The 19,086-nt window shown below is 71.0% G+C and carries 21 protein-coding genes; 11 read left to right on the top strand and 10 right to left on the bottom strand.

Annotated elements, in window-relative coordinates; translation table 11 throughout:
* The first annotated feature begins 115 nt into the window (after positions 1-115).
* Positions 116-1,156: an MBL fold metallo-hydrolase gene (locus ACFPMG_RS28475; protein WP_376998555.1), complete on the top strand. Its 1,041-nt coding sequence runs from the start codon at positions 116-118 to the stop codon at positions 1,154-1,156.
* Positions 1,157-1,172: 16 nt separating this feature from the next.
* Here ACFPMG_RS28475 and ACFPMG_RS28470 read toward each other — a convergent pair whose 3' ends face one another.
* Positions 1,173-1,880: an extensin-like domain-containing protein gene (locus tag ACFPMG_RS28470; RefSeq protein ID WP_376998554.1), complete on the bottom strand. Its 708-nt coding sequence runs from the start codon at positions 1,878-1,880 to the stop codon at positions 1,173-1,175.
* 218 nt (positions 1,881-2,098) lie between these two features.
* Between ACFPMG_RS28470 and ACFPMG_RS28465 the strand changes: the two genes are divergently transcribed.
* A complete protein-coding gene (locus ACFPMG_RS28465) occupies positions 2,099-2,407 on the top strand; it encodes a hypothetical protein (protein ID WP_376998553.1) in 309 nt (102 codons plus the stop codon).
* 15 nt (positions 2,408-2,422) lie between these two features.
* Here ACFPMG_RS28465 and ACFPMG_RS28460 read toward each other — a convergent pair whose 3' ends face one another.
* The 5 genes from ACFPMG_RS28460 to ACFPMG_RS28440 form a co-directional block, all read right to left on the bottom strand.
* Positions 2,423-2,854, bottom strand: coding sequence for a hypothetical protein (locus ACFPMG_RS28460; protein ID WP_376998552.1), 432 nt, complete (start codon positions 2,852-2,854; stop codon positions 2,423-2,425).
* 140 nt (positions 2,855-2,994) lie between these two features.
* Positions 2,995-3,330, bottom strand: a complete 336-nt coding sequence (locus ACFPMG_RS28455) for a hypothetical protein (RefSeq protein WP_145704733.1) — start codon at positions 3,328-3,330, stop codon at positions 2,995-2,997.
* A 59-nt stretch (positions 3,331-3,389) separates the two neighbouring features.
* The gene (locus ACFPMG_RS28450) at positions 3,390-4,208 is read right to left on the bottom strand and encodes an anti-sigma factor family protein (RefSeq protein ID WP_376998551.1); all 819 of its coding nucleotides are present in this window, start codon (positions 4,206-4,208) and stop codon (positions 3,390-3,392) included.
* A gap of 3 nt (positions 4,209-4,211) precedes the next feature.
* Positions 4,212-4,730: a sigma-70 family RNA polymerase sigma factor gene (locus ACFPMG_RS28445; protein WP_376998550.1), complete on the bottom strand. Its 519-nt coding sequence runs from the start codon at positions 4,728-4,730 to the stop codon at positions 4,212-4,214.
* Positions 4,731-4,822: 92 nt separating this feature from the next.
* A complete protein-coding gene (locus ACFPMG_RS28440) occupies positions 4,823-5,194 on the bottom strand; it encodes a hypothetical protein (protein WP_376998549.1) in 372 nt (123 codons plus the stop codon).
* A gap of 186 nt (positions 5,195-5,380) precedes the next feature.
* Here ACFPMG_RS28440 and ACFPMG_RS28435 point away from each other — a divergent pair, with 186 nt between their 5' ends.
* Positions 5,381-5,743 carry an ArsR/SmtB family transcription factor gene (locus ACFPMG_RS28435; RefSeq protein ID WP_376998548.1) on the top strand — a complete coding sequence of 121 codons (363 nt, stop codon included), beginning with the start codon at positions 5,381-5,383 and terminating at the stop codon, positions 5,741-5,743.
* 10 nt (positions 5,744-5,753) lie between these two features.
* On the opposite strand, the gene ACFPMG_RS28430 is transcribed toward ACFPMG_RS28435, so the two are convergent.
* The 3 genes from ACFPMG_RS28430 to ACFPMG_RS28420 are packed head-to-tail and all read right to left on the bottom strand — an operon-like array spanning position 5,754 to position 10,415.
* The gene (locus ACFPMG_RS28430; RefSeq protein ID WP_376998547.1) at positions 5,754-6,128 is read right to left on the bottom strand and encodes a rhodanese-like domain-containing protein; all 375 of its coding nucleotides are present in this window, start codon (positions 6,126-6,128) and stop codon (positions 5,754-5,756) included.
* 2 nt (positions 6,129-6,130) lie between these two features.
* The gene (locus ACFPMG_RS28425) at positions 6,131-9,352 is read right to left on the bottom strand and encodes an efflux RND transporter permease subunit (RefSeq protein WP_376998546.1); all 3,222 of its coding nucleotides are present in this window, start codon (positions 9,350-9,352) and stop codon (positions 6,131-6,133) included.
* A gap of 10 nt (positions 9,353-9,362) precedes the next feature.
* Positions 9,363-10,415, bottom strand: coding sequence for an efflux RND transporter periplasmic adaptor subunit (locus ACFPMG_RS28420; RefSeq protein ID WP_376998545.1), 1,053 nt, complete (start codon positions 10,413-10,415; stop codon positions 9,363-9,365).
* 144 nt (positions 10,416-10,559) lie between these two features.
* Between ACFPMG_RS28420 and ACFPMG_RS28415 the strand changes: the two genes are divergently transcribed.
* The 4 genes from ACFPMG_RS28415 (at position 10,560) to ACFPMG_RS28400 (ending at position 14,708) form a co-directional block, all read left to right on the top strand.
* A complete protein-coding gene (locus ACFPMG_RS28415) occupies positions 10,560-10,763 on the top strand; it encodes a YgaP family membrane protein (protein WP_376998544.1) in 204 nt (67 codons plus the stop codon).
* An 87-nt stretch (positions 10,764-10,850) separates the two neighbouring features.
* Positions 10,851-12,146, top strand: coding sequence for an NAD(P)/FAD-dependent oxidoreductase (locus ACFPMG_RS28410; RefSeq protein WP_376998543.1), 1,296 nt, complete (start codon positions 10,851-10,853; stop codon positions 12,144-12,146).
* A 107-nt stretch (positions 12,147-12,253) separates the two neighbouring features.
* Positions 12,254-14,107 carry a sensor histidine kinase gene (locus ACFPMG_RS28405; protein WP_376998542.1) on the top strand — a complete coding sequence of 618 codons (1,854 nt, stop codon included), beginning with the start codon at positions 12,254-12,256 and terminating at the stop codon, positions 14,105-14,107.
* The gene (locus ACFPMG_RS28400; protein ID WP_376998541.1) at positions 14,097-14,708 is read left to right on the top strand and encodes a response regulator transcription factor; all 612 of its coding nucleotides are present in this window, start codon (positions 14,097-14,099) and stop codon (positions 14,706-14,708) included. The genes ACFPMG_RS28405 and ACFPMG_RS28400 overlap by 11 nt, the downstream gene beginning before the upstream one ends.
* Positions 14,709-14,711: 3 nt before the next feature.
* Here ACFPMG_RS28400 and trxC read toward each other — a convergent pair whose 3' ends face one another.
* Positions 14,712-15,161: a thioredoxin TrxC gene (gene trxC / locus ACFPMG_RS28395; protein WP_376998540.1), complete on the bottom strand. Its 450-nt coding sequence runs from the start codon at positions 15,159-15,161 to the stop codon at positions 14,712-14,714.
* A gap of 266 nt (positions 15,162-15,427) precedes the next feature.
* Between trxC and ACFPMG_RS28390 the strand changes: the two genes are divergently transcribed.
* The 4 genes from ACFPMG_RS28390 to ACFPMG_RS28375 all read left to right on the top strand — a co-directional run bounded on the left by ACFPMG_RS28390 (position 15,428) and on the right by ACFPMG_RS28375 (position 19,079).
* Positions 15,428-16,018, top strand: a complete 591-nt coding sequence (locus ACFPMG_RS28390) for a hypothetical protein (RefSeq protein ID WP_376998539.1) — start codon at positions 15,428-15,430, stop codon at positions 16,016-16,018.
* Positions 16,019-16,093: 75 nt separating this feature from the next.
* Entirely contained in the window at positions 16,094-16,879 is a 786-nt protein-coding gene (locus ACFPMG_RS28385; RefSeq protein ID WP_376998538.1) for an SDR family oxidoreductase, read from the top strand.
* Between the two features lie 29 nt (positions 16,880-16,908).
* Positions 16,909-18,270 carry an aminodeoxychorismate synthase component I gene (gene pabB / locus ACFPMG_RS28380; RefSeq protein WP_376998537.1) on the top strand — a complete coding sequence of 454 codons (1,362 nt, stop codon included), beginning with the start codon at positions 16,909-16,911 and terminating at the stop codon, positions 18,268-18,270.
* Positions 18,267-19,079: an aminotransferase class IV gene (locus ACFPMG_RS28375; RefSeq protein ID WP_376998536.1), complete on the top strand. Its 813-nt coding sequence runs from the start codon at positions 18,267-18,269 to the stop codon at positions 19,077-19,079. Before pabB ends, ACFPMG_RS28375 begins: the two co-directional genes overlap by 4 nt.
* Positions 19,080-19,086 lie beyond the last annotated feature (7 nt).

The raw sequence follows: 19,086 nt of genomic DNA, 5'->3' as shown, positions 1-19,086 counted from the left end.
ACAGGACGCAAAGTGTGTCAATAGCCGGAATGTTCTATTTACGGATAGTTGACCGGACACCAACCAACGGGTAGCCAAGAGGTTGGGGGCACCGCAGCGCAGGAGGATCATCAGGGTGAAAGACGACGCCGAACTCATCCGCCATCCGTTTTCCGAAGCACCGGACAATGGAGCGGTCCGGGAGGTGGCGCCGGGTGTGCTGTGGCTGCGCCTGCCGCTGCCCTACGCGCTGGACCACGTCAACCTCTACCTCTTCGAGGAGGGGGACGGCTGGGCGTTGTTCGACACCGGGCTGGGCGACGACGTCAGCCGCGATTGCTGGGATCGGCTGCTGCGCGGCCCGCTGGGCGGCAAGCCGATCGTCCGGCTGGTGGTCAGCCACTTCCACCCCGACCATGTCGGTCTGGCCGGCTGGCTGCACGAGCGTTTCGCCCCGCCGCTGCACATGACGCAGAGCGAGTATTTCTTCGCCAAGCTTCTTCAACAAGGGCGCGATCCCCAGACGCTGGAAGCGCAGGAGACGTTCTATCAGTCCGGCGGCCTGTCGCCCGACGAGATCCAGCAGATGCTCGGCCGCGGCCTCAGCTACCTGAACCGCACGACCGGGCTGGCCCCCAGCTTCGAGCGGATGATCCCCGGCCAGACCATGCGGCTGGGCGGGCGCGACTGGCGCATCCTGACCGGCGGCGGCCATTCGCCGGAGCAGGCGATGCTCTATTGCGCCGCCGACCGGCTGTTCCTGGCCGCCGATCAGGTCATCGCGCGCATCTCCCCCAACGTCAGCGTCTCGGCGATGCAGCCCAAGGCCGATCCGCTGGCCCTCTACCTGTCTTCGCTGGCCGCGATCCGCGAGGAGGTGGCGGCGGACTCGCTGGTCTTGTCCGGCCATCGGCTGCCCTTCTATGGCCTGGACCACCGCACCCGCGCGTTGGAGGCCCATCACGCCGACCGTTGCGCGCAGATCGCCGAGGCTTGCCGTGCCAAGCCGCTGAGCTGCAAGGAGCTGGTGCCGGTGCTGTTCCGCCGCGCGCTGGACTCCCACCAGCTCAGCTTCGCCTTCGGGGAGGCGCTGGCTCATATCAATCACATGGTCGGGCGCGGCGAACTGCGCACCGAGACGCGCGCCGACGGCGTGCTGGCCTACCACAGCGTCTGATTTCGGCAACATCGGTTCACCGGCAGACCCGGAACGGCCCCATGTCGAGGTGGAAGTGGTCGCGGTGGGCCTCGTTGTAGTCGGGGCCCAGCACCGCGCGGAAGAACCCGCAGGCGCCGTCGCTCACCTCGCGCAGGAAGGCGCCCTTCGGTCCATCCGCCGGCGTCCAGTCGCCGGGCAGGGCGATGGTGGTGCCGTCGGCCAGCGTGAAACCGGCGATGTCGAGGGCGTTGGCGGTGGCGTGCTCGCTGCGGCGCCCCTCTGCCCGGCCGTAGACGTTGCGGCAGGCGTAGCTTCCCAGATGCCGCACCCGCGTCACGGGCTGGCCGAAATGCCGCTGCGCTGCGGGCTGGAGCGTGTGCGTCTCGAACAGCATCCAGGCGGCGGCGAGCGGGCAGGTGACGGTGAAGCCGCTGTTGAAGGCCACCGCCGAGCGGCTGACCTGCACCGCGTCGGTCAGGCCGCAGCCCTCGCCGGTTTGCCGGTCTGGCACCGGATTGAAGCGCAGGCCCGCGGCGCCCAGGACGGCGTGGCATTGCCGGGGTGCTCCGTCCAGCCGGGACAGCTTGAGGCGGGTCAGCAGGTTCGGCACCTCCCCGATGTCCAGCGGCGCCCAGGGATCGTAGCGGGGGGGAATCGTCACCGCGCCCGTTCCCACCATCGCAGCCCCGCCCATGGCGGCCAAAAGCAGCAGGGCCGCCGTCCACAGCAAAAACCGCGCCATGCGTCCGCCGTCTCTCCCCGTTGCGATCCGGTATGCTGAACACCCGGGATGGTCGCGTGGCTCCTCCCGGAATGTATTCCCCCTAATTGCTTATGAACCGGCGGTGGGGGCGGACTGTTGTCCAAGCGGCGGTTCATCCGTTCGTGCAATTGGACGGAGCGTGACTTCCATGCCACAGTTCCAGCGTTACCCTTCGTCACGCGGTGAGGGAGAGGCCGATGTCCGATGCACATGATGAGGTTCTGGCCATGCAGGGCCGGACCGAACGCGCGAATTCCACGATCCCGCTCACCGCTTCCTCCGCGCTGGCCTCCGCCGCCGCGCTGTTCCGGAAGATCGAAACGCCTCCGCCCCCATCTCCGCCCGCCGAGGAATGGATCGTCGGCGACGCCGGGGCCTTCGGCATCGGTGCCTATGGCCGCCTGCCCGCCACGGTTCCCGCGGCGTCGGTGGCGCCGGAGCTGCTGGCGCGGCGCGAATTGGCGGCGAGGCTCGACGGCGGAATGGCCGAGGACACCGCCGGCTGATTCGCAACCGTTGGCTCAGCCGTCTTTGCGGTACAGATCCATCAGCGCCGTGAGGACGGCGGGATCGTCGTAGCGGCCCAGGAACAGGTCGCCGATGGCCCGGCGCAGCAGGATGCTGATCCGGGCGCAGGCGCGGCCATGGACGGCGCCCTCCAGCCGGCGACAGCGGTTGCACAGCAAGCGGACCCGCTCGACGGCCGAGCGGGTGATGCGCAGCGCCTCGACGCTGACCAGGATGTCGGTTGTGGCGGCGTATTCGGTGGCCTCCGGCCAGGGCACGCGGCGCCCGCGCCCGTCACGCCACGTCTCGTCCGCCCCGTCGTACCAGCGCCCGTCGGGCAGGCAGCGCACGACGACCCCGTCGGGCCGCCCGCAGCAGCGGCAGCGCAGGTTTCCCGAGGTTTCCCCCACACGCACCGGGTCGAGATAGGGCGCACGGATCTGCATCCGGCTCCCGGAGCGTGTCTGCCTGCCCCGCATCGGCTGTCCCATTCGCTGGCTTGAAATCCCCACCCGGGGAGAAGGTCCCCGGCGGGACGGGGACCATGACACGGAACGGCCGGTTCCGCGCGTGACTTCTGCGCGGATCAGGCCGCGAAGGGCATCAGGAGCAGCGTGACCGAGGCCAGCGTGAAGGCGGCCATGGAGCGGCGGCCCACGGCGACGGCGGCCTCGTCCTGCCCGCTCTCCTCCAGGCGCAGCGCCAGGAAGCCCTGGGCCATGCCCGACGCGAAGGTGATGATGTGGATGATCGCGAGGCCGGGCAGCGCGTCCAGCCCCAGCAGCAGGGTGACCGCGCCCAGCACCATGCCGTTGAAGGCGGCCTGCCGCAGGATCGGTTCCCAATGCTCGCGGGCGACGAAGGTTTCGACCATGTCCAGCGGATGGCCGTTCCGCTCGTCCGGATCGGTGTACAGGCTCATGGCTGGGCTCCACAGGCTTGGTGGGGCTCCGCCCGATAAGGTTTCAGGGCGGTGCGGTGTCAGGATCGGCGGATGCTGTCCGCCATCTTCTTGGCCACGGTCAGCAGATCGCCGTCGGCCTTGTTGCCGGTGATGGTGTAGGCGACCAGCCCGGCCCGCCAATAGACGAGCCGCAGGCTGTCCTGCACGACGGTGTGCAGGGTGCCGTCCTGCGCCGGCTCGCCGGACGCGACGAACAGGGTCAGCAGCTCGCCGTCCGGCTCCCTGTAGAGAAACTGGAGAGCGGTGCCATGGTTCCATGGCACGATGCTGGCCCGGATCAGGGTCAGTTCCGGACCGATGGCGGGAAGCGCCACCGTCATGCCGCGGCCCTCCGGCAGCGGCACCTGGGCGGTCTGCGCCGGGACCGGCGTGACGTTCGTCTGGGGCGGCGACGGCTGCAGCGTGTTGAGCGCGACGGCCTTGGAATGGGCGTCCGCCGCCTCGTCGGCGAAGGCCGGGACGTCGTCGATCTCGCCGGCCAGTTGCGGTCCGGCGGCTCCGCCCGACTGCACCCACACGGTCAGGCTCCATCCCCCCATGACCAGCAGCATCGCGGCGGCCAGCGGGGCGACCCGCCGGGAGAAGCGGTCCATGTCAAGACGCCAGCGCAGGCGCCCGGCCAGCGTCTCGGTTTCCTGCACCGACACGGCGGCCATCATGTCCAGGCCCAGCTTCAGCATCTCCTGCTGGTGGCGATATTCGTCCAGCTTGGCGGCGAGGGCCGGGTTGGCGGCGAGCCGCGCCTCGAAGGCGGCGCGGCGGGCCGGCTCCATCTCGCCGTCCATGTAGAGGTGAAGGTCGGCGTCCTGGTTGAGGCTGATGGGATCACCGCCCATGGCTCACCTCACCGCCCGCAGCGCGGTCTGGGCGCGATCCCGGTGGCCCATCTCCACCCGCAGCGCCTCCCGCCCGCGGGCCAGGCGCGACATCAGCGTGCCGAGCGGGATGTCCAGCTGGCGGGCAGCCTCCTGGTAGCTCATCCCCTCCACGGCGACGAGGGTGAGGACGCGGCGCTGCTCGTCGGGAAGGGTGGCGAAGGCCTCGATGGTCCGCATCAGCTCGACATGGTCCGGCTGGTTGGGCGGCATCTGCCCGTGGGTCATGGCCTCGATGGTCGAGGCGCCGCGCGCCCGCACCTGCTCCCGCCGCACCCCGTTGACGTGGACGTTGTGCAGGATGCCGAACAGCCAGGACCGCAGGTCGCCGTTCGGCCGGAAGGTCCGGGAGCCGGAAATGGCGCGCACCAGCGTCTCCTGCACGAGATCCTCCGCATCGTCGCGGTTGCGCGCCAGCGCGAGGGCGTAGCGGCGCAGGGAGCGCAGTTGATTCGACAGTTGATCGCGCAGGCTGAACGTCACGTCTCCACCCCGTGGACTGGATTTTCCCGAATTCCTGCTCCGTTTTCGTTTCGGGAGGGCCTTTTAATCCCGGGGCGGGACGCTTTCCGCGGTCAATCGTCGTCGTGGTCGCGGGACGGCTGGTGCAGGGAGCCATCGGCAAGGATGATCTCGCTGGCCATCAGCCCGCCCTTGCGGGCACGTCCGGTGACGGTGATGGGGGCGCCTTGCGCAATGCCTTCCGGCAGGGCTCCGCGCACCCTGACATCCGTCCGGCCGCTGTCGTCCTGAACGGTCATCCAGTTGACGCCCACCGCGGCGACCGACCCGGAGACGGTGCCGCCCCCGGTCCGCAGCACTTCGGCGACCGGCTGCGGCGAGGCGGTCTGGACCTTGCGGTGGCGCTCGCCGGCGTCGGCGGAACCGGACAGCAGAAGGGCGGCGAAGGCCGCAGGCAGGAGTGGGAGGGTGGTCGAACGATTCATGATCCTGTCTCCATCGCAAAGGGCGGGTGGTCCGCCCGGTCAGGAGGGATCATGGCAAGGCGCGGCTGAGTCTGGGCTGAACAGGACGTTCAAGCGCGGTTCAGGAAGGCGGATCACAATCCGCTTGATCGCCCGACAGCAGGCTATAAATTAGAGCCAACTGATGTAATGGGGCGAATGAGGCCCATGCCAGCCACCGAGCCATTCGTCGAACCGCCGCTCGACCCTGCCGAGCTGGAGGCGCGGGCCGCCGAGGCGGAAGCTTTCCTGAGGTCCATCGCCAGTCGCCACCGGCTGATGATCCTGTGCAGCCTGCTGGACGGGGAGATGCCGGTGGGCGACCTCGCGCGGCGGCTCGGCCTGTCGCAGTCGAACCTGTCGCAGCACCTCGCCAAGCTGCGGGACGAGGGGCTGGTCGCCACCCGGCGGGACGGCACCTCCATCCACTACCGCATCGGGTCGGACCGGGTGCGCCCGATCCTGCTGGAGCTGTACCGCCAGTTCTGCGTCGGCGCGCGCTGCGTGGCCGACGTGGACCCGATGCCCTGACATCGTTCTCTCAGCGCTCGACCGGGCCGGACGCGGCCATCCAGGCGGCCATGCCGCCGCTCAAGCGGTGGATGTCCCCGGTATAGCCACTTTCCGCCATCCTGGCCGACGCCGGGCCGCAGCGTCGCCCGCTCTGGCAATGGAAGACGAGATGCTTGCCCGTCGCGTCCGGCACGCGGGCCGGATCGAACTGCGACAGCGGCACCAGCGTGGCGCCGGGGATGTGACCGGCGCGATGCTCTTGCGGTTCGCGGACATCGACGATCACCGCCGAGCCGTCCTTCAGCCAGCCCATGACGGTGGCGGCGTCGACGGTCTTGATCTGGTCGCTCATGGCGTTGACGTTCCGGTTGAGGCCGAGACGGGAAAGAAGGGTCTTGAGCATGGTCATCCCCGGAGGTTGGAACGGTCACGACGGTCGGCGGCGTCCCCGCGCAGGACAATGTAGATCGCCGGGATCACCAGCACCGTCAGAAGGGTCGAGCTGAACAGCCCGAACAGCAGCGCGATCGCCAGACCCTGGAAGATCGGGTCGGTCAGAATGAAGGCGGCGCCGATCATCGCGGCGACGGCGGTCAGCAGGATCGGCTTGAAGCGGATGGCCCCGGCCTCCAGCACCGCCTCGCGCAGCGGCGTCCCGCGCTCCCGCAGATGGCGGATGAAATCCACCAGCAGGATGGAGTTGCGCACGATGATCCCGGCCAGCGCGATGAAGCCGATCATCGAGGTGGCGGTGAAGGCCGCCCCGAACAGCCAATGCCCCAGCACGATGCCGATCAGCGTCAGCGGCACCGGGACCAGGATGACCAGCGGCAGCTTGAAGCTGCCGAACTGGGCGACGACCAGCAGATAGATGCCGAGGATCGCCACCCCAAAGGCCGCCCCCATGTCGCGGAAGGTGACGTAGGTGATCTCCCACTCGCCATCCCACAGCAGGACGGGTCGGCGCTGGTCGTCGGGCTGGCCGTGCAGCCGGATCTCCGGCGCCGCGGCCAGCCCGGCAGCGGCCCAATCGATGGCCTTCAGCCGCTCCCGCACCGCCAGCATGCCGTAGACCGGCGCTTCGAACCGACCGGCCAGATCGGCCATGACCATCTCCGCGAAGCGCCCGTTGTGGCGGAACAGCGTGTGGGAGGCCGGTTCCCGCACTATCGTCACCAGATCGCCCAGCTCCACCGTGCCGCGCGCCCCCGGAACCGGGGTGGCGAGCAGGCGCTCGGACAGGAACAGGCCGGAGCGCGGCATTTGCACGGCGATCTCGATGGGCGTGCGCCCCGCCCCGCGGTGCGAGTAGCCGACCGGCACCCCGCCGGTCAGCGCCCGCAGCGTGTCGTAGACGGCCTGCTCCTCGACGCCGTGGAACTCCAGGCTCTCGCGGTCCAGGGCGAAGCGCAGCCGGTCGCCGGTCGGGCGGATGCTGTTCTCCACGTCGACGATGAAGTCCACGCGGCGGAAGGCGTCCTCCACCGCCAGCGCCGCCTTGCGCCGGGTCTCCGCGTCGGGGCCGTAGACCTCCATGAGCAGGGTGGACAGCACGGGCGGGCCGGGCGGCACCTCGACCACCTTCAGGACGGTCCCGGCGGGCAGGGGCAGGCCCGACAGCCGCGCCCGGATGTCGAGCGCGACCGCGTGGCTGCTGCGGCTCCGCTCGCTCTTGGCGGCGAGGTTGACCTGGAGGTCGCCCTGCTCGGGCTGGTCGCGCAGGTAGTAGTGCCGGACCAGACCGTTGAAATTAAAGGGGGCCGCGGTCCCGGCATAGGCCTGGACGCTGGCCAGCTCCGGCAGGTCGGCGATTTTTCCCGCGGCGGCGAACAGGGCGCGCTCCGTGTCCTCCGGCGCCGCGCCGCGCGGCAGGTCGAGCACCACCTGAAGCTCCGACTTGTTGTCGAAGGGCAGCAGCTTCACCGCCACGTCCTTGGTGTAGAACAGCCCCGTCGAGGCGAGCGTCGCCACCCCGACCGCCAGCAGGAAGATCCAGGCGCGGCGCTTGCTGCGCATGATCGGGCGCGCGGCGGCGCGGTAGAGGCGCCCCAGCCGCCCGCCGTCCTGCTCGCCGTGCCCACCCGCCGGAGACTCCCCCGGACGCAGCGTCACCATCAGCCAGGGTGTCAGCACCATGGCGACGAAGAAGCTGAAGACCATGGCCGCCGAGGCGTTGGCCGGGATCGGGCTCATGTAGGGCCCCATCAGGCCGGACACGAACATCATCGGCAAAAGCGCGGCGATGACCGTCAGCGTGGCGACGATGGTCGGGTTGCCGACCTCCGCCACCGCTTCGATAGCGGCCTGGACCTTGCTCCGCTCGTCGCGCATCGACCAGTGGCGGTCGATGTTCTCCACCACGACGATGGCGTCGTCGACCAGGATGCCGATGGAGAAGATCAGGGCGAACAGGCTGACCCGGTTGATGGTGTAGCCCATCAGCCAGGACGCGAACAGGGTCAGCAGGATCGTCGTCGGGATGACGACCAGGGTCACCAGCCCCTCGCGCCAGCCGATGGCGAGCACGATCAGCCCGACGATGGTGACGGTGGCGAGCGCCAGATGGAACAGCAGCTCGTTCACCTTCTCGTCGGCCGTCTCGCCGTAGTTGCGGGTGACGGTCAGCGTCAGGTCCTTCGGCAGCCCCTCCGCCTGGATGGCCTGGACGCGCGCCAGCACGCGGTCGGCGATGGTGACGGCGTTGGCCCCGGCGCGCTTGGCGATGGCAATGGTGACGGCGGGGGTGCGGACCAGCCCGCCCTTGCCGTCCGGCACCAGATGCCAAGCGCTGCTCTCGCCGGGCCGCGCCCCCGCCACCACGTCGGCCACGTCCTTGACGTAGACGGGCCGCCCGTCGCGGGTGGTGACCAGAAGCAGCCCGATGTCCGCCGTTCCCTGGAGCGTCCGGCCGGCGACCACCTGCAGGCTGCCGCCCGCGCTGCGCAGCGACCCGGCGATGAAGGAGCGGTTGGCGTTCTTCACCTTGTCGACGAGCTGGTTCAGCGTGACGCCGTAGAGCGCCAGCCGCTCCGGGTCGGGCTCCACCCGGATCTGGTCGGGCTGGCCGCCGACGATGACGCTGCGTCCCACATCCTCGATCTGGGTGAGCTGGCCCAGCAGGTCGTCGGCCACCCCGTGCAGGGCGTTGACGGTCCAGCGCCCGGCGGCCTCCGCCCGGGGCGACAGGGTCAGCGTCAGGATGGCGACATCGTTGATGCCGCGCCCGACGATCAGCGGTTCCGGGATGCCCAGCGGGATGCGGTCCAGGCTGGCCCGCACCTTCTCGTGCACGCGCAGGATGGCGTCGTCGGACGGGGTGCCGACGAGGAAGCGCGCGGTGACCACCACGCGGTCGTCCATGGTCTGGCTGTAGGTGTGCTCGACCCCGTCGATGCCCTTGACGATTTCCTCCAGCGGCCGGGTGACCAGCTCCACGGCGTCGCCGGCCTTCAGCCCGTCGGCCTGGACGAGGATGTCGACCATGGGAACGCTGATCTGCGGCTCCTCCTCGCGCGGCAGCGACAGCAGGGCGATGGCGCCGACCGCCAGCGAGGCGAGCAGCAGCAGCGGGGTCAGGGGGGAGCGGATGAAGGTCCGCGTCAGCACCCCGGACAGGCCGAGCCTCATGGCGTCCCCCTCACGAGCCCGCCGGGCGGACGATCACGTCGCCGGGCTTTAGGCCGGACAGGATCTCCAGCCCGCCGGGCCGGTCGCCGACCGTGGGAATCTCGCCACCCGCCTGGACCGGGACCTCCCTTCCGTCGGCCAGCCGGACGAAATCGGTTCCGAAGCGGCGCAGCAGCCAGTCCGGCGGAATCACCACCGCGTCGCGCGTGCCGGTGGCAACATAGACGCGCACCCGCTCGCCGACGAAGAAGTCACCGAGGCCGCCGACCGTGGCGTCGGCGATCACTTGTCCGCCGGCCATCTCGGGGTAGACCTGCCGGACGGCGCCGCGCGTCAGCGCCGTGGCGCCGGGATCGGCGACGGCCACCGGTGCCAGCCCGCGCTGGCCGACCAGCACCGGGTCGCCTTCCTTCAGGAAGCGGGCGTGCCGCTCCGGCAGGCGCAGCCGCAGGATGTAGGTGTCGGTGGCGATGCTGGCGACCGGCTCGCCCGGCATCACCACGGCGCCGTCGATCACCTTGACCTGAAGGATGCGTCCGGCGGCGGGGGCCAGCACCTCCCCCTCCCGCAATTGCTGGGCGACGACCGCGCGTTCAGCCTCCATGGCGGCGATCTGGGCGCGGGCGACGTCCAGCGCGGCCTGCGCGTCGTCCAGCCGCTGCTGCGTGCCGGTGCCGCTGGCGCGGAGCTGGCGGGCGCGGCCCAGCTCCAGCTCCGCCTGATGCTGCTGCGCCGTCAACGCCCGGATGCGCGCGTCGAGTGCTGCGAGCTGGAGCGGCAGCTTGGGGTCGCGCACGGTGGCGATGACCTGCCCGACGGTCACCTTGTCGCCCTCCGTTGCCTTCAGGTCGGCCACGGTGCCGCCGATGCGCGTGCGGGCCAGCGTCTCGCGCACGCTTTCCACGGTGGCGAAGACCGCCTTCAGGTCCTCCACCGGGCGCGGCTGCACGGTCAGGCTGCCGGGCTCGCCCGCCGTCGCCGACACGGGCAGGAGGACCGCCAGCAGGGCGACGGCGAGCAGCGCCTTGCGGGCCGGCGGGCGTGAGGGAAGGGAACGGGGCATGGCGGGCCACTTCGAACGGGAGGAACGAGGTTCAGGGTGTCTTGACTCCTTATTTTAGACATTGCTAAATTAGTGTCAACGAATGAAATCGCGCAACCGCCATCCCGCACCGGCCTGTCGGGCCAGCACGGAGGAGACCGCCTCATGAGCATCGACCGCATCGTCATGGCTTTCGCCGGGACCGTGATCCTGCTGAGCCTCGCCCTGTCCCAGCTTCACGGGCCGGGGTGGCTGTGGCTGACCGCCTTCGTCGGGGCCAATCTGCTCCAGGCGGCCTTCACCGGCTTCTGCCCGCTGGCGATCGTCCTGAAGCGGATCGGGCTGCGCCCCGGCATGGCCTTCGGCTAGGCGCGGGCCGGGCAAGGGGGAGCGTTCGACCAGGACACACAACCGGGCAGCCCAACAGACCCGGTTCTTCATGGAGAGGAAACGGATATGGCCCACATCGTCATACTCGGGGCGGGCATCGGCGGCATTCCGATGGCCTATGAGCTGAGGGATCTGGCGCGGCCCGGCGACCGGATCACCGTCGTGTCGAACAGCGACCGGTTCCAGTTCGTGCCGTCCAACCCCTGGGTGGCGGTCGGCTGGCGCAAGCGCGGCGACATCACGGTCGCGCTGGCCGAGCCCTTCGCCCGCAAGGGCATCGCCTTCAACCATTCCGGCTGCCGCGCGCTGCGGCCGCAGGACAACGCGCTCGACCTCGGCGACGGGACCAGCCTCGGCTACGACCAGCTTGTCATCGCCACCGGCCCCGAACTGGCCTTCGACGAGATCGAGGGCTTCGGGCCGCAGGCCAACACCGTCTCCATCTGCCACGTCGACCATGCGGAGGAGGCGGCGACGCGGTGGGAGGCCTTCTGCCGCAACCCCGGCCCGCTGGTCGTCGGGGCGGTTCAAGGCGCCTCCTGCTTCGGCCCGGCCTACGAGTTCGCGATGATCGCCGACGCCGACCTGCGCCGCCGCAGGATCCGCCACAAGGCGCCGATGACCTTCGTCACGTCGGAGCCCTACATCGGGCATCTCGGGCTGGGCGGGGTGGGCGACACCAAGGGGCTTCTGGAATCGGCGCTGCGCGAACGGCACATCCAATGGATCGCCAACGCCCGCGTCGACCGCTTCGAGCCCGACACGGTCCACGTCACGGAGGTCGACGCCGACGGCAAGGACAAGGCGCGGCACATGGTGGGCAGCCGCCTGACCATGATGCTTCCCGCCTTCCGCGGCATCGCCCCCCTGCGCGGGGTGGAGGGGCTGGTGAACCCGCGCGGCTTCGTGCTGACCGACCGGCATCAGTGCAACCCCACCTTCCGCAACGTCTTCGGGGTCGGCGTCTGCATCGCCATCCCGCCGGTGGAGAAGACCCCGGTCCCGGTGGGCGTTCCGAAGACCGGCTACATGATCGAGACCATGGTGAGCGCCGCCGCCCACAACATCCGCGCCGTCCTGGACGGCAAGGCGCCGACGGAGGAGGCGACCTGGAACGCGCTCTGCCTCGCCGATTTCGGGGACAGCGGAGTCGCCTTCGTCGCCATGCCGCAGATCCCGCCGCGCAACGTCAACTGGTCGTCGCACGGGCGCTGGGTCCATCTCGCCAAGGTCGGCTTCGAGCGCTACTTCCTGCGCAAGGTGCGCAAGGGCATCGGCGAGCCGGTCTATGAACGCTACGCGCTGAAACTGCTGGGCCTGACGCGCGTGCAGCCGGAGGCGTCGGCGACGCTGGACGGGTAAGGAGCCATACGGATTGAAAGTGGCCGGGCACGGGTGTATGCGGCGCGAGGGGGAAGCGGACGCCCCCCGCGCCTTTTCCCGTTCACCGGCCCTGCCCGAAGGAAGTCATGCCCCCCACGCCCCGACCGCTTCGCCTGACGCTCGCGCTGGCCGCGACGATTCTGGCGGTGGCCCCGGCCCGGGCGGCGGAACCGCCGATCCGCGTCGGCGTGCTGGCCTACCGTGGCGGCGACCATGCCAACGCCGTCTGGGAACCGACCGTCCGCTATCTGGCGGACCGCTTCCCGCAGCGCGGGGCGGAGATGGTGCCGCTCGACCTGCCGGGCATGGACGCGGCGGTGGCCGCCGGCGGGGTCGATTTCGTCCTGACCAACACCGGCAACTACGTGGAGTTGGAAGCCCGCCACGGCGTCACCCGCATCGCCACGCTCCATTCCTCGCGCTCCGGCGTGTCGGGGGCGGCGGTGGGTTCGGCCCTGATCGTCCGGGCCGCGCGCGACGACATCCAGTCCTTGGCCGACCTCAAGGGCAAGTCCGTGATGGCGGTGGACCCCGACGCCTTCGGCGGCTTCCAGATCGCCTGGGGGGCGATGCTGACGGCCGGGGTCGACCCCTACGCCGACCTGAAGGAGCTGCGCTTCTCCGGCTTCCCGGTGGACCGCGTCGCCTTCGCCGTCCGCGACGGGGAGGTGGACGCCGGCGTTCTGCGCGCCTGCGTGCTGGAGGAGCTGGCCGAGGAAGGCCGCCTCGACCGCGCGGGGTTCCAGGTCGTCGGCGCCCGGACGGAGCCGGGATTCGGCTGCGCCCTGTCCACCGGCCTCTACCCCGACTGGCCGCTCGCCCGGCTGGCCAACACGCCGGAGGATCTGGCGAAGGCGGTGGTGGTCGCGCTGTTCCAGATGCCCGACGGCCATCCGGCGGCGCTGGCCGGCGGCTACGAGGGCTGGACGGTGCCGATGGACTACCAGCCGGTCCACGGCCTGTTCCGCAGCCTGCGCGTCGGCCCCTACGAGCATCTGCGCGACGTCACCCTGCTCGACCTCGCGCGCGAGCATTGGCACTGGCTGGCGCTGGCGGCGCTCGCTCTGCTGTGGTGGGCGGTCCATTCGCTGCGGGTGGAGCATCTCATCAAGGTGCGCACCGCCGAGCTGCGCGCCGCCAACCGCGAGCTGCGCCGCGAGATGGCCGAGCGCCGCCGCGCCGAGGACACCGCGCGGGAACGGCAGAAGGAGATGGACCACGTCGCCCGCCTCTCCATTCTCGGCGAGATGGCCAGCAACATCGCGCATGAGCTGAACCAGCCGCTGGGCGCCATCGCCAACTACGCCCGCGGCTGCACGCGGCGGCTGGAGGCCGGGGTGGGCAGCCCTGCCGAGTTCGCCGAGGCGTCCCGCGCCATCGCCGCCCAGGCCGACCGCGCCGGGCAGATCATCGCCCGCATCCGCGATTTCGTGCGCAAGCGCGCGGTCCAGCTGGAACCGGCCGACGTCAACGGCGCGGTGGAGGCGGCGCTGCAGCTCTGCGAGGGACGGGCGCGCAGCGCCGACATCCCGGTGACCCGCGACCTGACCCCCGGCCTGCCGCCGGTCCTGGCCGACTGGGTGCAGATCGAGCAGGTCGTCCTGAACCTCGTCAAGAACGCGCTGGACGCGATGGATGGTGGGGCGGACGGCGAGACGGAGGAGGGATGCGGCGTCACCGTGCATACCGGGCTGGACTTGGAAGGGCGGGTGGAAATCGCCGTGGCCGACCGTGGGCACGGCCTGTCGGAGGACGCGCGGGCGCGCCTGTTCGACCCCTTCTTCACCACCAAGCCGGGCGGCATGGGGCTCGGCCTGTCGATCTGCCGGACCATCGTGGAAAGCCATGGCGGCCATCTCTGGGCCACCGATCATCCGGGCGGGGGCACCGTCGTGCGCTTCGTCCTGCCCGCAGCGGAGGAGAAGGTCGATGCAGGCTGACGCGGCCCGCACCGTTTACGTGGTGGACGACGATCCGGCGATGCGCCATTCGCTGGGCTGGCTGATCGGCTCGCTGGGCGTGGCGGTGGAGTCCTTCGGCTCCGGCGAGGAGTTCCTGCGCGCCGTCCGCGCCGACCGGCCCGGCTGCCTCGTCACCGACGTGCGGATGCCGGGAATGAGCGGGCTGGAGCTGCAGGACACGCTGGCCCGTGCCGGCTCCGTCCTGGCCGTCGTGGTCATCACCGGCCACGGCGACGTGCCGATGGCCGCCCGCGCCTTCCGCGCCGGGGCGGTGGATGTCATCGAGAAGCCCTTCAACGACCAGCTTCTCCTCGACCGGGTGCACGAGGCGCTGGAAAAATCCCGGCGGGCGTGGGAGGCCCAGGCGCGCAAGGCCCATGTCCGCGCCCTGCTGGCCCGCCTGACCCCGCGGGAGCGGCAGGTCGCCGATCTGGTGGTTCAGGGCAAGCCGAACAAGGTCATCGCGGCGGAGATCAACCTCAGCCTGAAGACGGTGGAGGTGCACCGCCACAACGTCATGGACAAGCTGGAGGTCGCCTCCGTCTCCGACCTGACCCGGCTGCTTCTGGAAGCGGAATAAAGGTCAGACGGCTGCCATCGCCTGCCGCACCCAGCCGAGCAGGGCTGGCAGCGGCATCGCTCCGGCGGTGCGCGCCACCTCGCGCCCATGGTGGACCAGGACGAGGGTCGGGATGCTGCGCACGCCGAAGCGGGCGGCGAGATCGGGGGCGGTCTCGGTGTCGACCTTGGCGAGGCGGACGTGGGGTTCCAACTGGCCGGCGGCCTGCTCGAAGACCGGTGCCATCATCCGGCACGGCCCGCACCACTCCGCCCAGAAGTCGATGAGCAGCGGCAGGTCGCTGCGCTCCGCCTGGGCGGCGAAGCGGGCGGCGGTGAGCGCGATGGGCTTTCCCTGGAACAGCGGCTTGCCGCAACGGCCGCATTTGCCGGCGCCGGGCTGCTCCAGGCGTCCGCGCGGCATGCGGTTCAGGGTGTCGCAGCTTGGGCAGGCGACGTGCAGTAGGTCGGACATGGCGCGGCTTCCCTCCAGGACGGGCATCTTTATGAGCGTGATCTAATGCAGCGTGTGGCCAGCGCAAGAGGCCGGCGGCGCGGGGCAGGGCTGCGGGCGGCGACCCTTTTCCGTGTGGGGGCAACGGAGGACACGACGCAGGGATGCGCGCCTTCGGCATTGCGGTCGGCGGGGCGCGTTCCTAGAATGCCGGCCCGTGGCCGCCGTCCCAGCCGGGAGCGGCCAAGTCCTTTCGCCCGCATCCTTCCGCAGAACCGCGATTTCGAATGAAGCCTTCCTTTTCGTCCGCCTCCGCCGCCGGCTGTTCGTCCGTGGACGAGTCCGGTTCCGTCCTGGCGCGCGCGCGGGCTCTGACGGTGGGATGGGGGGCTGAAGCACGGGCGCTGTCCACGCTGCCCGCCGCCGCGGTCCCGGCGCCTTATCGGGCGCTGCTCGACCACGACCGCGGCATGACCGCCGTCCTGTCGGAGCGGTGGGGCGAGCCGGTGGGCGTGCGGGTGCTGCGCCAACGGACGGAGCCGGGCGGGGCGGCGCTGCTGCGCGACATCGTGCTGACCGTCGGGCCGGACGCGCTGCCGGTTGAGCTGGCGAGCATCCGCATCGCGCTCGACGGCTTTCCCGCGGCCTTCGCCGAACAGCTTCAGGAGGGAACGGAGCCCTTTGGGCGCCTGCTGGCGCGCAACGGGGTCGCCTTCTCGGTGGAGGTGCTGGGCCTGCTGACCGTGCCGGCCGCCGACGTCTGGGCTGCGGAGGGGCGCGTGTCCCCTGGCGCCACGCTGTACGGGCGCATCGGGCGGCTGGTGCGGGCGGACGGCTGGACCGTCGCGGAAACGGTGGAATTCCTTCCCCGTGCCTGATGCCCTAACGGGGTGCCATCCGGCGGGGCATCTGCTAAATCTGCAAGACCGTCCACGCTCTCCGCATCGGTGACCATGACCGCTCCGCATCTCCCGTATCTGTCGCAGTTCTCGCTGGAAGGACGGGTGGCGCTGGTCACCGGGTCCGGGCGCGGGCTGGGTCTGGAAATCGCCCGCGCCATGGCCGGGTCCGGCGCCCATGTGCTGCTGAACGGGCGCGACGCCGCGCGGCTGGAGCCGTTGGCCGAGGCCATCGCGGCGGCTGGCGGGCGGGCCTCGGTGCTGGCCTTCGACGTGGCCGACCGGGAGGCGGTGCGGGACGCCTTCGCGCGGATCGACCGGGATCACGGGCGGCTGGACATGCTGGTCCAGAATGTCGGGCAGCGCAACCGCAAGCCGCTGACCGACTTCGCGGATGAGGAGATCAGCGAGCTGCTCAACGTCGATCTGGCCGCCGGTCTGATCCTGGCGCGGGAGGCGGCGCGGCTGATGCTGCCCCAGGGCTTCGGGCGGCTGATCACGGTGACCTCCATCTCCGGGCAGATCGCCCGCGCCAACGACGCGGTCTACGCCGCCGCCAAGGCCGGGCTGGCCGGCATGGTGCGGGCGCTCGCCGCCGAATATGGCGGCAAGGGCCTGACCAGCAACGCCATCGCGCCGGGCTTCTTCGCGACGGAGACCAACGCCGGCATCACCGGCAACCCGGCGCTGTCCGCCTATTTCGAGGGACGCACCCCGATCGGCCGCTGGGGCCGACCGGAGGAGATCGCCGGGGCCGCGGTCTTCCTGGCCTCCCCCGCCGCGTCCTACGTCAATGGGCATGTGTTGGTGGTGGACGGCGGCGCCACCATTCTCATGTGAAGGCCGGTCTTACAGGAAGCTGAGCCGCCATGCTGGCGATCCCCTTGTCATGCGCCGATCCGGCGGAGGCCTTCCGCGCCCTGTCCGGACAGCCCTGGTCGATGCTGCTCGACAGCGCCGCCGCGCACCCGGCCCATGGCCGCTACAGCTACATCGCGGCGGAGCCCTTCCGCACGCTGGAGTCGCTGGATGGGCGGGCGCATCTCGACGGCCGGCCGGTGGACGGCGACCCCTTCGCCCTGTTGGCGGCGGAACTGGCGCGCCATGCCCGGCCCGAAGGCCCACCGGGACCGGCACCCTTCTGCGGCGGGGCGGTCGGTTTTATCGGCTACGAGGCGGGGCTGCGGCTGGAGCGCATCCGCTCGCGCCACGCCAACCCCGGCGGCCAGCCGGAGATGGCTTTCGGCTTCTATGACGCGGTGGCCGCCTTCGACCATGCGGAGCGCCGCGCCTGGGTGATCGCCGCCCGCCCGGAGGCCGAGGGCCGCGCCCGTGCCCTGGCGGCGCGGCTGGAGGGCGGCGGAGCGTCCCCCCTCGGCCCCGTCCCGGCCGCCCCCTGGCGGAGCGAGCTGGAGCGCGACGACTATCTGGCGCGGGTGGAGCGGGTGCTGGAGTACATCCGGGCCGGCGACATCTATCAGGCCAACTTCACGCAGCGCTTCCTGGCCGAGCGGTGCTGCGGGCTGGACGCCTACGCGCTGTACCGGCGGCTGCGCGCGATCAGCCCGGCGCCCTTCGCCGCCTATCTCGACTGCGGCCCGCGCCTGCGCATCGCCAGCGCCTCACCGGAGCGCTTCATCCGTCTCAGCGCCGCGGGGGAGGTGGAGACGCGCCCGATCAAGGGCACCCGCCCGCGCTACGCCGATCCCGCCGCGGACGCCGCCGCCGCCGCGGAGCTGGTGGCCAGCGTCAAGGACCGGGCGGAAAACCTGATGATCACCGACCTGCTGCGCAACGACCTCGGCCGGGTGTCGCGGATCGGCAGCGTCCGGGTGCCGACGCTCTACGGGCTGGAGAGCTTCGCCAGCGTGCATCACCTCGTCTCGGTCGTCACGGCACGGCTGCGCCCCGGCCTGGGGCCGGTGGACCTGCTGCGGGCGGCGCTGCCCGGCGGCTCGATCACCGGGGCGCCGAAGATCCGCGCCATGCAGATCATCGACGAACTGGAGGTGGCGCGGCGCGGCGCCTATTGCGGCTCCGTCGCCTGGCTCGGCTTCGACGGCGCGATGGACAGCAGCATCGTCATCCGCACCCTGTCGATCACATCGGATACGGTGATCGCCCAGGCCGGCGGCGGCATCGTCGCCGATTCCGACCCGGCGGACGAGCATGAGGAGATGATGGTCAAGATCCGCGCCCAGCTCCGCGCGCTGGGGGAGGCTCAGGGATGAACGTGGTCTGGCTGAACGGGCGCTTGCTGCCGGCGGACGAGGCCCGCATCGACCCGGCGGACCGTGGCTTCACGCTGGGCGACGGGCTGTTCGAGACGATCCGCGTGGCCGGCGGCACCGCCCGCCATCTCGACCGGCATCTCACACGGTTGGCGGACAGCGCGGCGCTGCTCGGCCTGCCGCTTCCCCACGGCGCTGCAGTGCTGGCCGACGCCATCAAAGCGCTGATCGCGGCGCAGGGCCGGGCGACGGGCGTGTTGCGGATCACGCTGACGCGGGGCGCCGGAGCGCGCGGCGTGCTGCCGCCAGCGGACGCCGTGCCGACTCTGCTGATGACGCTGGGGCCCGCTCCGCCGCCCGCCGGCCCGGTGGAGGCGGTCATCGCCCGCATCACCCGGCGCAACGAGCATTCGCCGCTGTCGCGCGTGAAGTCGCTGAACTACCTGGACTCCATCCTCGCCCGGCAGGAGGCGGCGACGCGCGGCGCGGGGGAGGCGCTCCTGCTCAACAGCGCGGGCCGTCTGGCCGAGTCCAGCGTGGCGAATCTGTTCATCGTTCGCGATGGGCGCCCGCTGACCCCGCCGGTCGCCGAGGGCGCGCTGCCGGGCATCCGCCGCGCCCTGATCCTGGAGCGGGGCGATGCCAGTGAGGCGCCGCTTTCCGTTGCCGATCTGCTGGGGGGCGGGGAAGCCTTCCTGACCAACAGCCTTGGCGTACGCCCCCTGCTGCGCGTCGACGGGCAGGCCATCGGCGCCGGGACCGTGGGGCCGGTGACGGCCGCCCTGCTGAATGACATCGCGGCGGAGTAGGGCGCCC

This window comes from Azospirillum himalayense (assembly GCF_042657465.1).
GTDB classification, from domain to species: Bacteria; Pseudomonadota; Alphaproteobacteria; order Azospirillales; family Azospirillaceae; genus Azospirillum; species Azospirillum himalayense.
Note: the sequence above shows the minus strand (reverse complement) of the source record. Positions and strands in the feature narration are given on the sequence as shown.

Coding starts and splice junctions, on each gene's coding strand:
- ACFPMG_RS28460 (WP_376998552.1), bottom strand. CDS start 2,854: ATGCAGATCCGTGCGCCCTATCTCGACCCGGTGCGTGTGGGGGAAACC.
- ACFPMG_RS28415 (WP_376998544.1), top strand. CDS start 10,560: ATGAGCATCGACCGCATCGTCATGGCTTTCGCCGGGACCGTGATCCTG.
- ACFPMG_RS28430 (WP_376998547.1), bottom strand. CDS start 6,128: ATGCTCAAGACCCTTCTTTCCCGTCTCGGCCTCAACCGGAACGTCAAC.
- trxC (WP_376998540.1), bottom strand. CDS start 15,161: ATGTCCGACCTACTGCACGTCGCCTGCCCAAGCTGCGACACCCTGAAC.
- ACFPMG_RS28420 (WP_376998545.1), bottom strand. CDS start 10,415: ATGCCCCGTTCCCTTCCCTCACGCCCGCCGGCCCGCAAGGCGCTGCTC.
- ACFPMG_RS28400 (WP_376998541.1), top strand. CDS start 14,097: ATGCAGGCTGACGCGGCCCGCACCGTTTACGTGGTGGACGACGATCCG.
- ACFPMG_RS28440 (WP_376998549.1), bottom strand. CDS start 5,194: ATGAATCGTTCGACCACCCTCCCACTCCTGCCTGCGGCCTTCGCCGCC.
- ACFPMG_RS28385 (WP_376998538.1), top strand. CDS start 16,094: ATGACCGCTCCGCATCTCCCGTATCTGTCGCAGTTCTCGCTGGAAGGA.
- ACFPMG_RS28470 (WP_376998554.1), bottom strand. CDS start 1,880: ATGGCGCGGTTTTTGCTGTGGACGGCGGCCCTGCTGCTTTTGGCCGCC.
- ACFPMG_RS28375 (WP_376998536.1), top strand. CDS start 18,267: ATGAACGTGGTCTGGCTGAACGGGCGCTTGCTGCCGGCGGACGAGGCC.
- ACFPMG_RS28425 (WP_376998546.1), bottom strand. CDS start 9,352: ATGAGGCTCGGCCTGTCCGGGGTGCTGACGCGGACCTTCATCCGCTCC.
- pabB (WP_376998537.1), top strand. CDS start 16,909: ATGCTGGCGATCCCCTTGTCATGCGCCGATCCGGCGGAGGCCTTCCGC.
- ACFPMG_RS28465 (WP_376998553.1), top strand. CDS start 2,099: ATGTCCGATGCACATGATGAGGTTCTGGCCATGCAGGGCCGGACCGAA.
- ACFPMG_RS28405 (WP_376998542.1), top strand. CDS start 12,254: ATGCCCCCCACGCCCCGACCGCTTCGCCTGACGCTCGCGCTGGCCGCG.
- ACFPMG_RS28410 (WP_376998543.1), top strand. CDS start 10,851: ATGGCCCACATCGTCATACTCGGGGCGGGCATCGGCGGCATTCCGATG.
- ACFPMG_RS28455 (WP_145704733.1), bottom strand. CDS start 3,330: ATGAGCCTGTACACCGATCCGGACGAGCGGAACGGCCATCCGCTGGAC.
- ACFPMG_RS28390 (WP_376998539.1), top strand. CDS start 15,428: ATGAAGCCTTCCTTTTCGTCCGCCTCCGCCGCCGGCTGTTCGTCCGTG.
- ACFPMG_RS28450 (WP_376998551.1), bottom strand. CDS start 4,208: ATGGGCGGTGATCCCATCAGCCTCAACCAGGACGCCGACCTTCACCTC.
- ACFPMG_RS28435 (WP_376998548.1), top strand. CDS start 5,381: ATGCCAGCCACCGAGCCATTCGTCGAACCGCCGCTCGACCCTGCCGAG.